Genomic DNA, 14,197 nt, shown 5'->3' with positions numbered 1-14,197 from the left:
GAAAATCCTTAACGACGTCAAGCGCGTCGTACCAGAAATGATCGAGGGGCTGGCGCTTGCCAATGACGGCCGTGTCTACAAGCTCGACGGCAAGCCGGCGCTGATCCGCAAGGACATCCCGGACGGCAAGGTGGCGCTGCTCATCGGCGGAGGCTCCGGCCATGAGCCGCTTTTCCATGGCTTCGTCGGCAAGAACATGGGTGACGGCGCCGCCTGCGGCAACGTCTTTGCCGCGCCCTCGCCCGATGTGATCGCGGCCGCGGCCAAGGCGGTGCATCGCGGCAAGGGCGTACTGTTTCTCTACGGCAACTATGCCGGCGACAACATGAACTTCGACATGGCCGTGGAACTGCTCGAGGACGACGGCATCGAGGTCCGCACCGTGCGCGTCTGCGACGATGTCGCGGCCGCGCCGCCGGAACGGATGCACGACCGCCGCGGCATCGCGGGCGACATCTACATGATCAAGGTGGCGGGCGGCGCGGCCAGCGAGCTTGACACGCTGGACGAAGTCGAACGCGTCGCGCGCAAGGCACAGGGTTGGGTGCGCAGCATGGGCGTGGCGGTCTCAGCGGGATCGATCCCGGAGACCGGCAAGCTGACCTTCGAACTCGGGGACGACGAGATCGAGGTCGGCATGGGAGCCCATGGCGAAGCCGGCATCGCGCGCCAGAAGCTGAAATCGGCCGATGCGATCGCCGACGAGCTCATGGACAAGATCCTCGCCGATCTGCCGTTCGCCAGGGGCGACGAGGTTGCCTTGATGATCAACAATCTCGGCGCCACCACTATGATGGAGATGCTGATCGTCAACCGCCGCATTCGTGCGATCCTGGAGCGCGAAGGCATCTCGGTCCACCGCACCGATGTCGGCACATGGCTGACCGTGCAGGAAATGGCCGGTTTCTCGGTGACGCTGATGAAGCTCGACGACGAGTTGAAACACTATCTCGACATGCCGGCGGAATCGCTCGGCTATTCAAGGATGTAACGGCGATGATCGAAACGCTCGATGCCAACGCTGCGCGCGAGATGATGCGCTCCGTCGCGCAATCCCTGATCGACCAGACCGACGTGCTGACCGAGGCCGATCTGACCATCGGCGATGGCGACCATGGCGTCGGCATGCGCCGCGGCTTCGAGGCCGCGCTCGAGGCGCTCGACGCCGGCGCCGCCGAGAGCGCCGAAGCCGCTTATAAGGCGGTCGGCACCGCCATCCTGTCCAATACCGGCGGTGCGGCGGGTGCTGTGTTCGGCACGCTGTTTCGCGCCGGCTCCAAGGCCTTCGCGGCATCCGATGTCATCGATGACGCCTCGTTCGCGACAGCGTTGGAAGAGGGCCTTGCGGCGGTGCTGAAGCGCGGCGGCGTGACCGAGGGCCAGAAGACCATGGTCGACGCGCTTGCCCCGGCCGCGCGCGCCGCGCGCGCCGCCGTTGGCAAGGGCCTCGCCGCCGCGACGGCGGCCGCCACCCAGGGCGCGCTGGATGGGGTCGAGGCCAGCAAGGCAATGATAGCGACGACGGGAAAGGCGCGCTCGGTTGGCGAGCGCAGCATTGGCTACCCGGATCCAGGCGCGATCTCGGTTTCGCTCATTCTAAAGGCAATGCAGGACTTCACGGCCAGGGCTTGACCCTGCCGGTTACGGGAAAAGGACTTCGACATGGCTGATCTCGACGACATCAAGGACGGCAAGGACTGGGGCCGGGACCGTCCCGCCGACACCAGCCGCTTCTACCTCAAGGGAGCGGCGCATCACGACTGGGGCATGAAGGCGAGGCTGTCGCGCATTTTCAATCCCGACAGTGGCAGGACAGTCATGCTCGCCTTCGACCATGGCTATTTCCAGGGTCCGACGACTGGCCTTGAGCGGATGGACCTGACGATCGCGCCGCTTGCCCAGCACGCCGATGTGCTGATGTGCACGCGCGGCGGCTTGCGCGCCACGATACAGCCGGAAGTCAACAAGCCCGTGGTGCTGCGTTGCTCGGGCGGCAATTCGATTCTGACGGAACTGTCCAACGAACTGGTGGCGGTCGACATCGACGATGCGATCCGCCTCGGCGCGGTGGCCATGGCCGCCCAGGTCTATGTTGGTGCCGAATACGAGCACAAATCCATTTCCAACGTCGTCAAACTCATCGACACCGGCACACGCTATGGCATTCCCACGATGGCGGTTACCGGCGTCGGCAAGGACATGGTGCGCGATGCCCGCTATTTCGGCCTGGCGACGCGCATCGCGGCTGAGCTCGGAGCTCAGTTCGTGAAATCCTACTATGTCGACGAGGGCTTCGAGCGCATCGTGCTTGGCTGTCCGGTGCCGATTGTGATTGCCGGCGGCAAGAAGCTGCCGGAGCGCGAGGCGCTTCAGATGGCGTGGCTGGCGATCGACCAGGGCGCGGCCGGCGTGGACATGGGCCGCAACGTCTTCCAGTCATCGAACCCCGTCGCCATGCTCAAGGCGCTCGCCGCCATCGTTCATCGCGGTGAGAAGGCGGACAAGGCCTATGCCATGTTCCGCGACCTGGAAACGGCAGAGGCAGCTTGACGATGACCCTCGACGAGGTATCACGCGACGTGGCCCTCAAGCCGATGCAGGGCAAGGTCGTGGCTGTAACCGGCGCGGCGAGCGGAATAGGCCGCGAGATTGCGCGCGTCTTTGCCCAGGCGGGTGCCGCTGTCGCGACGCTGGACATCAACGACGCCGCACTCGGGTCGCTCGCCGCCGAATATGGCTGCCGGCCATACCGGTGCGACGTGACGGATGCGGCGTCGGTGAAGCGCGTGCTCGAACTGGCGGCGGATGAGCTGGGTGGCCTTGATATCCTCGTCTCCAACGCCGGCTCCGCCCAGCAAGGCGCGATCGGCGACCTGCCGATGGAGGAGTTGCGGCGAAGCTTCGAATTGAACTTCTTCGGCCACCAGAACGCCTGCCAGGCGGCGATACAGATCTTTCGACGCCAAGGCAGGGGCGGCGCGATCCTGTTCAACATCTCCAACCAGTCCGTCAATCCGGGAAAGGATTTCGGTCCGTACGGCATACCCAAGGCCGCGACGCTGGCCTTGATGAAGCAATATGCGGTCGACCATGGCCGCGAGGGGATCCGCGCCAATGGCATCAATGCGGGGCGCATCCGCTCCGGCCTGATGACCGAACAGATGATCGTTGAGCGTGCCAGCGCGCGCGGGATGACCCCGCACGAATACATGGCCGGCAACCTGCTCGGAGTGGAGGTAACGGCAAGCGATATTGCCAACGCATTCCTGCATCTGGCTCAGATGGACAAGGTCAACGCGGCCGTCCTCACTGTCGACGGCGGCGTCATGGCGACATCACTGCGATAGCTTGCAGCTTCGAACAGCCAGGCGCATTGCCAGGGTCGGAGGCTCTGAGCGACGATAGGGGATTGGCACGACAAGGCCGTGGAGGCGACACTGCTTTCCAACGGAGCGATAGTCGTGGAGTACTGGCAGTTGCAGCGGTGTTGACAAGCTTGCTGGCGCGGCCGGGTCCCATGATGTTTTCTTGTGTGAAAGGCTGAAGGGAGGGATTGCCGATTGCACGAACGCGTCCATAGTCACGCGGATGGGGGCGCAGTACGTTGATCTCGTTTTACTTGAGCAGTCGCTGGCCGATACTGGGGGTTTGAATCGCCCGTTCTCCGATCGTGTGGGCGACATTGCGCAGAAGACGGCCGGCTGCGTGTTGTTCGACGTTCGCGTCGACGGCGATCCCAGCATTCAACGGATCGCGGCAATCGGCTACGGGGCGGACGGCGTCGTCGCGGTCGTCATGGACAGGGACGGAGGACTTGCTTCAGCGCCAGTCGACGGAGGCAGCTACGCTCTGATCGCCGAACTCAGCGCCTGGTGCGCGCTGCCGATGGCCGAGCAGATAAGCGCCAGCTACCTCGAGGCGGCGACCAAGCTGCTTGCCGAGCTTGCCAAGGCTGGCCGCATCGACCGCGACGGTGCGGCCTCTTTCGGCGGCAACGAGACATCTTAACGTCGCAGCCCAGGCGAGGCAACGAACTCCCGGCCGGTCACGGGCTCAGCACATCTTCGTAGGCAAACAGGCCGGGCACGCCACCCGTATGAACGAAGACCACGTTCTGATCCGCACAGAAGCGTCCCGTTCTCACGAGATCGATCAGGCCGGCCATGGCCTTGCCGGTGTAGACCGGATCGAGGAGCAGCGCCTCAAGCCTTGCGCACAGGTCCATGGCTTCGCGCATGGCTTCGGTCGGCAGCCCATAGCCTGGTCCCACATACCCGTCGAGAACTTCCACCTGCTCTCGCTTTATCGCGGCGGAAGCTCCGAGCTTGGTGGCCGTCTCGCCGCACAATTCGTGCACGCGCGCCTCGATCACATCGCTCGGTTCCGCAGAGCTGATGCCGACCACGGGCGTCTGATGCCCCAGGACGGCGAGGCCAACGAGAAGGCCGGCTTGCGTGGCACCGCTGCCGGTACAGTGGACGATCGCGTCGACCGTCAAGCTGCTGTCGCTGCTTTGTCGAACAAGCTCCTCGGCGCAGCCGACATAGCCAAGCGCTCCGGTCGCGGTCGAGCCGCCGATTGGCATGACAAAAGGCCTTCCGCCGCGCTCACGGATGTCCTCGGCAACACGTTCAAGTTCGATCGCGGGGATTGAATCGCCGGAGACGAAATGCAGTTCAGCCCCGAACATCCGGTCGAGCAGAACATTTCCGGTGCGGTCGTAGCCCGGCGTGTTGCGCGCGACGTTGCGCGACAGAACCAGTTCGCAGCGCAATCCATGTCGCGCCGCGACCGCCGCGGTCTGACGGCAATGGTTTGACTGTACGCCGCCAGCCGTCACCAATGTGTCGGCACCAGAAGCCATGGCCTCGGCAACGAGAAATTCGAGCTTGCGCGTTTTGTTGCCGCCGAGCGCCATACCCGTGCAGTCGTCGCGCTTGACGAAGAGGTTGGGTCCGCCAAGGTGGCGCGACAGCGCAGTCATCGGCTCAAGCGGCGTGGGCGTGTGACAGAAGCGTGATCGAGGGATCGTATCCGGCAACATGGGCGCCTCAACAGTCATTCAGTGCGGTCGTGGTGCATGAAAGCGGGCCGGCGACAATAGGCTGGGATCAGCGCCTTCGCCAGGAAATGGCATTGGCAGGTCGCTACCGGTCACGAGCGCCGCGGTCAGTTGGCCGAGCGCGGGTCCGGTCTGGATGCCGTAGCCGCCTTGCCCGGCCAGCCAGAAGAAGCCCTCGACACGGGTGTCCCAACCAACCGCCGGCGTCTTGTCCGCAAAGAACGACCGCAGCCCCGCCCAACTGCGTGAAACATGCGTTACCGGCAGCGCGGCGGCCTGTTGAACGCGATCGACCGCGATGGCGATATCGATCTCTTCGGCCTGTGCATCGCACGGTTCGCTCGGCGTCTCGTCGGCAGGTGAAAGCAACAGCATTCCCGAGGATGGCTTGAAATAGAACATCTCGTCGACATCGATCACGCCCGGCCAGTCCCTGGCGTTGATGCCGGGTGGCGTTTCGACCAGCATTGCCGTTCGTCGCTTCGGGACCAGGCCAAGCGGCGTGGCTCCTGCCATCGCGGCCACCTGGTCCGCCCATGCACCCGCCGCGTCGACAAGGGTGGGCGCCTCGAAGACACCGGCCGTGGTCGTTACAATCCATTTGCCACCGACCCGCTCGATCGCCTCGACCCGAGCATTGGTTGCGACCCGCGCGCCCTGACGGCGTGCGCCCCGCAGGAAGCCCTGGTGAAGAGCGTCGACATCAATGTCCATCGCCGAACGGTCCAGGAACGCACTCGCCTCGTAGTCAGGTCGCAGGATTGGAATGACCGATCGGCACGCGTCGTGGTCGAGCCATTCCATGGCTGTTGCCGATTCCGCGACCCTCTCGGCAAACAGCGCCTCCAGCCTGGGCCTCTGCGCGGTCGTGCCGATCAACATGGTGCCGCGAGGTGTCAGCAAGGGGACGTCGCAGAAGCCGGACGGCGGCTCAAGGAAGAACTGCCGGCTGGCGCGCGTAAACGCGCGGATAGCGGCATTTCCGTAACCCTCGATGAAGAGAGCGGCGGACCGTCCCGTTGTGTGCATGCCGCAATGGGCTTCGGCTTCAAGCACGGTCACCTGTCGACCGGGCGCAAGAAAGAACGCCGCCGAAGCGCCAGCCATGCCGCCGCCGATGATAAGAACGTCCTGCATAGCCTCCCTCGCGCAAGCGCCGGCAGCCAAGCAGAATATTTCCGATCGGTCAAACATCTTTCCTATGATAAAGGCGGCGTCGCTTGCGAGTCGACTTTGTTCGGTCTCAACCCTAGACTGCGGCCAATGTAAGAAGGGTCCGCCATGAGCGATTCGAAGCCAAGTCTGGGAGAATGCCTCAAACTGCTGCGCCGGGAGCGGGGCTGGACACTGACGCAGGTCGCCCAGATGTCGGGGCTCGCCATCTCCACCCTGTCGAAGGTCGAGAACAACCAGATGTCGCTGACCTATGACAAGCTGCTGCAGCTTGCCCAAGGGCTCAAGGTCGACATAACCGAGCTCTTCGGCGTGAGAAAGGCCAGCGTCTCTCCCATTGCGCACGGCGCGCGTGCCGTCAGCCGGCTTGAGGACGGGCGGATCGTCGAGACCCCCAACTACGTCTATCGCTTTCTATGCACCGAGCTGTCGCGCAAGGAAATGATTCCCATGCTGGGGGCAATCACCCAGCAAAGCATCGAAACGTTCGGCGAGCTCATCCGTCATCCCGGCCAGGAGTTCACCTATGTTCTCGAAGGCGAAGTCGAGCTGCACACCGACGTGTACGAAACGCTGAGGCTGAAAACGGGAGAGTCGGTCTACTTCGAAAGCACAATGGGGCACGCCTATGTCAGCGTCGGCGACACGCCGGCCCGGATCCTGTGCGTGTGCACGTCGGCATCCGGCCAGTCGGAGCAGACCCTCATCAGCGGCGCCAAGAGCGTGCGCCCTCATGACGAGCGCGAGACTGTCGAAGCTGAAATGACACTTGGCTAATTAGAAAAATCGCTTTCCTATCAGAAAAATCGGCTTGCCATCCGAAATGCGGGTGTTAGCGTGTGCGAAAGGCATCCCTCGGTGATCCCGTGAGAGATGCAAAACACAAGCTCGAGGGGAGCGCATCATGTTGTTACGTCGCCTGCCGACTTTTGCGGCATTTGCCGCTTTGACAGCCTTGACCTTTGCGGGACCGAGCTGGGCCACCGACAAGGATGTCCTGGTTATCGACAAGGCCGAGGATCCGCCCACGGCCGACCCCGGCGTCGAGGTTTCCAACAACGGCTATACGCTGATCTTTCCGGCCTACGAGCGTCTGGTGAAATACGACGGCGCCAAGACCGAGGTCATTCCCGAGCTTGCCGAGAGCTGGACCACGGCCCCCGACAACCTCAGCTGGACATTCAAGCTGGCGTCGGGACACATGTTCGACGATGGTTCGCCGGTCGATGCCGCCGCGGTCAAATATTCATTCGACCGCGTAAAAAAGCTGGCGGCTGGCCCGGGCGACATGTTCCCGACCGTCAAGGACGTCGTCATTGTCGACCCGCAGACCGTGAAGTTCGAACTATCGGCGCCATTCGCACCGTTCCTGTCGGCGCTCGCCACTTCGGCCGGGTCGATCATCAATCCGAAGGCGCAAGAGCACGCGGTCAACGGCGACGACGCGAAAGCCTGGCTCGCCGAGCACACCGCCGGCAGCGGCGCTTTCAAGATCTCGGCCTGGGAGCGCAACCAGCAGATCACGCTCGATCCCAATCCCCACTATGCCGGCAAGAAGCCGGCTTTCAAGCAGGTCATCTTCAAGATCGTACGCGAGATGTCATCGCGTCGCTTGCAACTGGAGAACGGAGACGCCGACCTGATCGACCAGGTTCCGGTCGACCAGGCCGAGGCCATGAAATCGAGCGCGGGGGTGGTCATCGAGAGCAATCCCAGCCTCTATGTCGTCTATCTGTATCTGAACAACAAGAAAGCGCCGTTCGACAATCCGAAGGTCCGTCAGGCCATCTCCTATGCAGCCGACTACAAGGGGCTGGTCGATGGCGTCATGCAGGGCCAGGCCGAACAGATGCGCGGGGCTGTTCCGGACGGCATGTGGGGCCATGACCCGCAGGGCATGCAGTACACCTACGATCTGGAGAAGGCCAAGCAGCTGCTAGCCGACGCCGGTGTTTCCAATCTGCACATCAGCTTCACCTATTCGCAGGCTGACTCCGCCTGGGAGCCGGTGGGTCTTGCGCTGCAGGCTTCGCTCGCCGAAATCGGCGTCACGATGGATATGAAGAATGTCGCCGACACGACCAAGCGCGAGCTGGTCGCCAAGGGCGACTACGACATCGCGACTGGCGCCTGGACGCCCGATTTCGCCGATCCGTTCATGTTCATGAACATCTGGTTCGACCCGACCAAGATGGGGGCTCCCGGCAACCGGGCCTTCTATGAAAACCCGAAAGTGACCGATTTGATCACCCAGGCGCTGGCGACCGTCGACCAGAAGAAGCGTGAACAGCTCTATATCGACGCGCAGAAAATCACCAACGAGGATGCACCATACGTCCTTCTGTTCCAGAAGAACGACATCTTCGCCATGCGATCCTCGGTGAAGGGGTACGTCTACAATCCGATGCTGATCCAGGTCTACAACATCGCCGATATGTCCAAGTCCGAATAGAAATCGGCGCCGAAGGTATGTCGCTAATTTCAACGATCCTTCGGCGCCTCGTCTTGCTGGTGTTCGTGGTGGCTGGTGTCGCGATCATCACCTTCACGATTTCGCATTTGATCCCCGGCGATCCGGCGCAGCTGATCGCCGGGGACAAGGCTTCGGCCCAGACATTGGCGCATGTGCGCCAGGAGCTCGGGCTGGACAAACCCGTTACCCAGCAGTTTGTCATCTACGTCAAGCAGCTCCTGTCGGGCGATCTCGGCCAGTCCTTGCGGACGCGCCGCCCGGTGGCCGGCGATATTGCCCTGTTCCTGCCCGCCACGCTTGAGCTCGGCATCGCCGCGCTGGTGATGGCGATCATGATTGGCGTGCCGCTCGGCGTGCTTTCGGCAATCTACAAGGACGGACCAGTAGACCAGGCAGCGCGCGTCGTGTCGGTCGCCGGCATTTCAATGCCGGTATTCTGGTTCGGGCTGGCGCTCATCCTCCTGTTCTATGTCAAGATACCGATCCTGCCGGGCAGCGGCCGCATCACGCTTGGCATCGCCGCGCCGCCGCGCATCACCGGCTTCTTCCTGGTCGACTCGCTTGTCGCCGGCGACCTCAAGGCCTTCTGGTCGTCGCTCTATCACCTCATCCTGCCGGCCTTTGTCCTCGCCTTCGCCAATCTCGGCATCATCACGCGCCAGATCCGGGGCTCGATGCTGGACGTCCTGCAGGAGGATTATGTGCGCACCGCGCGTGCGAATGGTTTGTCGCGGTCGGCGGTCATCCTGCGGCACGCCTTGCCCAATGCCCTGATCCCGTCGGTGACGCTGCTTGGCCTCGCCTTCGGCGATCTGCTCTACGGCGCGGTGCTGACCGAAACGATTTTCGCGTGGCCTGGCATGGGGAGTTATGTGGTGTCATCGATCCAGACGCTGGATTTTCCCGCGATCATGGGCTTCACCATTGTCGCTTCGCTGGGATACGTGCTGATCAATCTCGCGGTCGATCTGACCTACATGGTGCTCGACCCACAGATCAGGGAACTCGGCTGATGGCGGCGGATGGCATCGCCACATCGCCCCGGCCGGCATCGCGGCTTCGCATGGGACGGTTGTGGTATCGCGTGAAGGGAAGCCCCCTCACTCTGGTCGGCGCGGCGATCGCGCTGCTGGTGCTGTTTGTGATCATGGCCGCGCCCCTGCTGGCGCCCTACCCGCCCGACAAGATCTCACTTTCGGCAAGACTTGCCGCGCCCAGCCTGCAGCACCTCTTCGGCACCGATGAGGTTGGGCGTGATCTGTTCTCGCGGGTCCTGTTCGGCGCGCGCGCGTCCTGCGGCATCGCCTTTGCCATCGTCATCATCTCGACAGTTATCGGCTCGATCATCGGCTGCCTGTCCGGCGTTGTCGGCGGCATCGTCGATACCGCGATCATGCGGCTGATGGATGTCTTCCTGGCGCTGCCGGCACTCATCCTCGCCATGGCGCTGGCCGCCGCGTTGGGACCGAGCCTGTTCAACGCCATGCTGGCCGTCGCCGTGGTGCGGGTGCCCGCCTATGTGCGGCTGGCGCGTGGGCAGACGCTGTCGCTGCGAAACCGCACCTATGTGAAGGCATCGCGCAGCTTCGGGGCTTCGCCTGCCTATATGCTGCGCTGGCACATACTGCCCAACGCCCTGTCACCCATCATCGTTCAGGCAACGCTGGATCTCGGCGGCACCATCCTGACGGCCGCGGCCTTGAGCTTCATCGGCCTCGGCGCCCAGCCGCCGACGTCTGAATGGGGCTCCATGGTGTCGAGCGGGCGCAACTATTTCCTCGACCAGTGGTGGTATGTCACCTTTCCCGGCCTGGCCATTCTGATCAGCGCGATGGGTTTCAACCTGCTGGGTGACGGATTGCGCGACATGCTCGATCCGAGGCTGGGTGGCCGATGACCGAACCCTCCGGCGATGTCCTGCTCGAAATCACCGACCTTTCGCTCGAGTTCCGCACCTATCGCGGGCCGATCAAGGCGCTGAACGGGGTCAGCCTCAATGTCCGTGCCGGCGAGATCGTCGGCATCGTGGGAGAATCCGGGTGCGGCAAATCGGTGACCATGATGGCGGCGACGCGGCTTCTGCCCAAAGGGAGCGCGCACGTTACCGGCGGCGGCATCCGCCTGTTCGGCAGCGATCCGATGAAGCTCAGCGAGCGCGAACTCCAGCATGTGCGCGGGCGGCTGGTGTCGACCATCTTCCAGGAACCGATGAACGCCCTCAACCCGACCCGACGGATCGGCGAGCAGATCGTCGAGGTCATCCGCCGTCACCAGCGTCTCGACAACGCGGCAGCGACGAGCAAGGCCTCTGGCCTGCTGCGCGACATGCTGATCAGCGAGCCGGAGCGGATCATGCAGGCCTACCCGTTCGAGCTTTCCGGAGGCATGCGGCAGCGCGTGCTGATTGCCATGGCCTTCTCCTGCGAACCCAAGCTCATCATCGCCGACGAGCCGACGACGGCACTCGATGTGACGGTGCAGGCGCTGATCCTGGGCCTCATCAAACACAAGGCGATGAGCACGGGAACGGCCGTCGTTTTCATATCGCATGACATGGCCGTGGTGTCGCAGCTTTGCGACCGGCTCTACGTGCTTTACGCGGGACGGGTCGCGGAAGCCGGAAGGACCGCGTCGGTGCTGGCGGCGCCAGCCCATCCCTACACGCGCGCCTTGATACGCTGTCTGCCGGGGCTGGCACCACCCAAGCAGCCGCTGGAACAGATTCCCGGTACCTTGCCCGACCTGCTTGATCCGCCTGCCGGCTGCCTCTTTCGAGCGCGCTGCCGCGAGGCGGATGATCGTTGCGTCTCGGTGCCGCCGCTGGCTGCCATGGAGCCGGACCGCCGCGCCGCCTGCTGGCGCCGTATCGAGGAGACGCAAGCCGCGTGACCGAGCCTCCGCTCCTCTCCGTCGAGAACCTGGAAGTCCGCTACCGCGTCACCTCGGGCTGGTTCGGTGGCGCCGACGTCCATGCCGTCAACGGCGTGTCGTTCAGCGTCGCCGAAGGCGAGACGATCGGCATTGTCGGGGAATCCGGTTGCGGAAAGACCACGCTCGGACAGGCTATCCTCGGCCTGACCGACATTTCCGCGGGCGCGATCAAACTCAGGGGAACCGAACGGGACCGCGCACGGCGCACCCAGCTGCAGATCATCTTCCAGGACCCCCAATCGTCGCTCGATCCGCGTCTTCCGGTCTGGCGCCTGATCACCGAGCCTCTGCACATTCGTGGCGGCTACACCCGCAAGCAACTGATCGAGCGGGCAACCGAACTGGCCGTCTCGGTCGGCTTGCGGCCGGAGCATGTCGATCGCTATCCACACGAGTTCTCGGGCGGCCAGCGCCAGCGCATCGCGATTGCCAGGGCACTCGCCGTCGAACCGGCGCTGCTGGTCCTCGATGAGCCGACCTCGGCGCTGGACGTGTCGGTGCAGGCGCAGATCGTCAATCTGCTGCTGTCGCTGCAGGCGGAGCGCAAACTATCCTATGTGCTCATCTCGCATGACGTGTCGCTGGTGCGCCACGTGGCCGATCGTGTCGCCGTCATGTATCTCGGCCAGATCGTCGAAGAAGGCCCGACGCTCGACGTGCTTGACGCTCCCAGGCATCCCTATACCAGGACGCTCCTCGATGCCGTTCCGAGTTTCGATCGTCCATTGAACTCGATCGCACCGCGCGCCGGCGAATTGCCGAGCAACCGGACGCTGCCGACCGGCTGCTTCTTCCGGGAGCGCTGCCCTTCCGCGACGACTGGCTGCGAACTGCCGCAGGTTCTGGTACCCGCCGACGGATTGCGAACAGTCCGCTGTCATCTGGTCACGCGCGCAAACGACGCGGCGCTACCGCGCACGGCGCAGCGACCGGCGTTTTCCTCCCCGAATGATGCGATTGCTTAAGCCGCGTCGGCCGCGAATGGGTCTTCCACTCTCGGCCAATAGGGCGTCTTGAGCTTTGTGTAGGGTATCGCGGCGAAGTTGGGCTGCGTCGCACCGGGCGGGGCGCAGAACAGGATGCGCTTGGCGATCGGCGCGAAACCAGCCTGGAAATGGTAGTTGGATTTGACGATGACGATGCGTCGCTCGCTTGGATTGAGACCGAGCGCGGTCATGCAGTCGGGATGGAAGACCTGCGTGCGTACCGTGTTGATGATCAGGTCAATGCCGCCGTCGGTGGTGACCCACGCCGCATCCCCGAGCGGCCACGGCATGGTGCCGAACAGCTGCGTCAGCTCGCGGCCGAGGCCTTTTACTGTAACGCGCAGGTCGACAGGCATACCCGAGAACACGCCGCACTTGCCGCCGACCCGCAGGTTTATGGTACCGCCGATCCCTGCCTCGACGCAGAAGCGATAGGCGATCGGGTCCCAGTACATGGCGCTGGCCACGTTCCCGATGCCGCGCTCGATCAGCCGGCGCAGGATGTAGGTGGAGTCCCCCGGTGCGCCGCCGCCGGCATTGTCCGAAACATCCGCGATGACGACCGGCCCATGCGGCTCGGCGAGCGCGATGTCGAGCGCCTCGTCGATGCCCAGGAATTTCGGGATCAGGTCGTTGCGCAATGCGAAAAGCTGCTTGCCGAACCTTTCGGCGGTCCGCTCGGCAAGCGACTTGTCATTGTCGGTGACGACCAGCATGCGGGCTCCGACATCCTCGACATCACCATGCGGAAAGCCATGTCCAAGCGACACTGACAATATGCCTGGCTCGGCTTCGGCGGCAGTCATGCCGTCAACGAAGCCGCGCATCGGCTGCTCCTGCACCCGGAAGGTGCTGATCATGCGGCAGTCGTAAAGCGCCATCACCGGCCTGACCTTGCCCTCCACCGTGTCGACGATAATGCGGTAGAGCTCGCCGGCACGGTCCATGATGTCGGTGTGCGGATATTCCTTGTAGGCGACGATAGCGGTGGCGCTATCGACCATCTTCTGGGTTGTGTGGCAGTGCAGATCGAGCTCTGCCCCGATCGGGATGTCGGGGCCGACGATAGCTCTGACATGCGCGAGAAGGTCACCCTCGGTATCGTCATAGCCTTCCGCGACGAAAGCGCCATGCAGCGCCAGAAGCACGCAGTCCACCGGCATGGCCGCCTTGAGCTCGTCGAGGATCTCGTCGCGGAACTGCTCGTAGACATTGCGGATGGTTATACCTCCGGGCTCGGCGCAAACGCACAGGCTTTCCACGATCTCGTGGCCGTCGGCTTCGCCGCGCTGACGCCACACGAACAGCTGGCAGGACGGCTCGTTCAATGCCTTCGAGGTGGCGTCGCCCCGCGCGATGCCCATTTCCTCGAAACTGTGGTAGCCGGTCGGGATGGGCGCGAAGGTGTTGGTCTCGGTGTCCATGCCCGCTATGAAAATGCGCATTCTTTCGCCCTCAACTCGTCTTTCGTTTAAGAAAAATCTTTTCTCATCATCAAACTATTATATAATTTCCGCAAGCACCTGGACCATGTAAGAGCTGCGCCAAGCCGCATTCACGCGGTCTCCGGCG

14 protein-coding genes are annotated in these 14,197 nt (G+C 63.5%); 11 read left to right on the top strand and 3 right to left on the bottom strand.

The features are described from left to right. The first annotated feature begins 37 nt into the window (after positions 1-37). The 5 genes from EB231_RS13445 to EB231_RS13425 all read left to right on the top strand — a co-directional run bounded on the left by EB231_RS13445 (position 38) and on the right by EB231_RS13425 (position 4,008). Positions 38-991: a dihydroxyacetone kinase subunit DhaK gene (locus tag EB231_RS13445; protein WP_056570756.1), complete on the top strand. Its 954-nt coding sequence runs from the start codon at positions 38-40 to the stop codon at positions 989-991. A gap of 5 nt (positions 992-996) precedes the next feature. After that, on the top strand, positions 997-1,632 hold the full coding sequence (dhaL, locus tag EB231_RS13440; protein ID WP_172349225.1) for a dihydroxyacetone kinase subunit DhaL: 636 nt from the start codon (positions 997-999) through the stop codon (positions 1,630-1,632). Positions 1,633-1,662: 30 nt separating this feature from the next. Beyond that, positions 1,663-2,550 carry a 3-hydroxy-5-phosphonooxypentane-2,4-dione thiolase gene (lsrF, locus tag EB231_RS13435; protein ID WP_140774305.1) on the top strand — a complete coding sequence of 296 codons (888 nt, stop codon included), beginning with the start codon at positions 1,663-1,665 and terminating at the stop codon, positions 2,548-2,550. A gap of 2 nt (positions 2,551-2,552) precedes the next feature. Then, positions 2,553-3,347: an SDR family oxidoreductase gene (locus EB231_RS13430; RefSeq protein ID WP_172349224.1), complete on the top strand. Its 795-nt coding sequence runs from the start codon at positions 2,553-2,555 to the stop codon at positions 3,345-3,347. 241 nt (positions 3,348-3,588) lie between these two features. Next, positions 3,589-4,008: a hypothetical protein gene (locus tag EB231_RS13425; protein WP_172349223.1), complete on the top strand. Its 420-nt coding sequence runs from the start codon at positions 3,589-3,591 to the stop codon at positions 4,006-4,008. Positions 4,009-4,045: 37 nt separating this feature from the next. Here the strand turns inward: EB231_RS13425 and EB231_RS13420 are convergent, their stop codons facing one another. Both EB231_RS13420 and EB231_RS13415 read right to left on the bottom strand, forming a co-directional pair. Further along, on the bottom strand, positions 4,046-5,044 hold the full coding sequence (locus EB231_RS13420) for a D-cysteine desulfhydrase (protein ID WP_172349222.1): 999 nt from the start codon (positions 5,042-5,044) through the stop codon (positions 4,046-4,048). An 18-nt stretch (positions 5,045-5,062) separates the two neighbouring features. After that, positions 5,063-6,199 (bottom strand): NAD(P)/FAD-dependent oxidoreductase, encoded by a 1,137-nt coding sequence (locus EB231_RS13415; RefSeq protein ID WP_172349221.1) that lies wholly within the window; start codon positions 6,197-6,199, stop codon positions 5,063-5,065. Between the two features lie 144 nt (positions 6,200-6,343). Here EB231_RS13415 and EB231_RS13410 point away from each other — a divergent pair, with 144 nt between their 5' ends. The 6 genes from EB231_RS13410 to EB231_RS13385 all read left to right on the top strand — a co-directional run bounded on the left by EB231_RS13410 (position 6,344) and on the right by EB231_RS13385 (position 12,604). After that, complete coding sequence (locus EB231_RS13410; protein WP_172349220.1) at positions 6,344-7,012, top strand: helix-turn-helix domain-containing protein; 669 nt, start codon at positions 6,344-6,346, stop codon at positions 7,010-7,012. A gap of 127 nt (positions 7,013-7,139) precedes the next feature. Then, positions 7,140-8,687 carry an ABC transporter substrate-binding protein gene (locus EB231_RS13405; RefSeq protein WP_172349219.1) on the top strand — a complete coding sequence of 516 codons (1,548 nt, stop codon included), beginning with the start codon at positions 7,140-7,142 and terminating at the stop codon, positions 8,685-8,687. A 17-nt stretch (positions 8,688-8,704) separates the two neighbouring features. After that, positions 8,705-9,721 carry an ABC transporter permease gene (locus EB231_RS13400; protein WP_172349218.1) on the top strand — a complete coding sequence of 339 codons (1,017 nt, stop codon included), beginning with the start codon at positions 8,705-8,707 and terminating at the stop codon, positions 9,719-9,721. Next, complete coding sequence (gene ddpC, locus EB231_RS13395) at positions 9,721-10,605, top strand: D,D-dipeptide ABC transporter permease (RefSeq protein ID WP_056570738.1); 885 nt, start codon at positions 9,721-9,723, stop codon at positions 10,603-10,605. Before EB231_RS13400 ends, ddpC begins: the two co-directional genes overlap by 1 nt. Further along, on the top strand, positions 10,602-11,597 hold the full coding sequence (locus EB231_RS13390; RefSeq protein ID WP_172349217.1) for an ABC transporter ATP-binding protein: 996 nt from the start codon (positions 10,602-10,604) through the stop codon (positions 11,595-11,597). Before ddpC ends, EB231_RS13390 begins: the two co-directional genes overlap by 4 nt. After that, positions 11,594-12,604 carry an ABC transporter ATP-binding protein gene (locus EB231_RS13385; RefSeq protein WP_172349216.1) on the top strand — a complete coding sequence of 337 codons (1,011 nt, stop codon included), beginning with the start codon at positions 11,594-11,596 and terminating at the stop codon, positions 12,602-12,604. Before EB231_RS13390 ends, EB231_RS13385 begins: the two co-directional genes overlap by 4 nt. On the opposite strand, the gene EB231_RS13380 is transcribed toward EB231_RS13385, so the two are convergent. Continuing rightward, positions 12,601-14,070 (bottom strand): M81 family metallopeptidase, encoded by a 1,470-nt coding sequence (locus tag EB231_RS13380; protein ID WP_172349215.1) that lies wholly within the window; start codon positions 14,068-14,070, stop codon positions 12,601-12,603. The two genes, EB231_RS13385 and EB231_RS13380, sit on opposite strands and share 4 nt — an antisense overlap. Positions 14,071-14,197 lie beyond the last annotated feature (127 nt).

The organism is Mesorhizobium sp. NZP2298, assembly GCF_013170825.1.
Classification (GTDB): domain Bacteria; phylum Pseudomonadota; class Alphaproteobacteria; order Rhizobiales; family Rhizobiaceae; genus Mesorhizobium.
This window is presented reverse-complemented; position numbering and strand designations above follow the sequence as displayed.

Excerpts from the sequence above, each read along its gene's own strand:
- EB231_RS13445 (WP_056570756.1), top strand. The coding sequence starts at position 38 with ATGATCGAGGGGCTGGCGCTTGCCAATGACGGCCGTGTCTACAAGCTC.
- dhaL (WP_172349225.1), top strand. The coding sequence starts at position 997 with ATGATCGAAACGCTCGATGCCAACGCTGCGCGCGAGATGATGCGCTCC.
- lsrF (WP_140774305.1), top strand. The coding sequence starts at position 1,663 with ATGGCTGATCTCGACGACATCAAGGACGGCAAGGACTGGGGCCGGGAC.
- EB231_RS13430 (WP_172349224.1), top strand. The coding sequence starts at position 2,553 with ATGACCCTCGACGAGGTATCACGCGACGTGGCCCTCAAGCCGATGCAG.
- EB231_RS13425 (WP_172349223.1), top strand. The coding sequence starts at position 3,589 with ATGGGGGCGCAGTACGTTGATCTCGTTTTACTTGAGCAGTCGCTGGCC.
- EB231_RS13420 (WP_172349222.1), bottom strand. The coding sequence starts at position 5,044 with ATGTTGCCGGATACGATCCCTCGATCACGCTTCTGTCACACGCCCACG.
- EB231_RS13415 (WP_172349221.1), bottom strand. The coding sequence starts at position 6,199 with ATGCAGGACGTTCTTATCATCGGCGGCGGCATGGCTGGCGCTTCGGCG.
- EB231_RS13410 (WP_172349220.1), top strand. The coding sequence starts at position 6,344 with ATGAGCGATTCGAAGCCAAGTCTGGGAGAATGCCTCAAACTGCTGCGC.
- EB231_RS13405 (WP_172349219.1), top strand. The coding sequence starts at position 7,140 with ATGTTGTTACGTCGCCTGCCGACTTTTGCGGCATTTGCCGCTTTGACA.
- EB231_RS13400 (WP_172349218.1), top strand. The coding sequence starts at position 8,705 with ATGTCGCTAATTTCAACGATCCTTCGGCGCCTCGTCTTGCTGGTGTTC.
- ddpC (WP_056570738.1), top strand. The coding sequence starts at position 9,721 with ATGGCGGCGGATGGCATCGCCACATCGCCCCGGCCGGCATCGCGGCTT.
- EB231_RS13390 (WP_172349217.1), top strand. The coding sequence starts at position 10,602 with ATGACCGAACCCTCCGGCGATGTCCTGCTCGAAATCACCGACCTTTCG.
- EB231_RS13380 (WP_172349215.1), bottom strand. The coding sequence starts at position 14,070 with ATGCGCATTTTCATAGCGGGCATGGACACCGAGACCAACACCTTCGCG.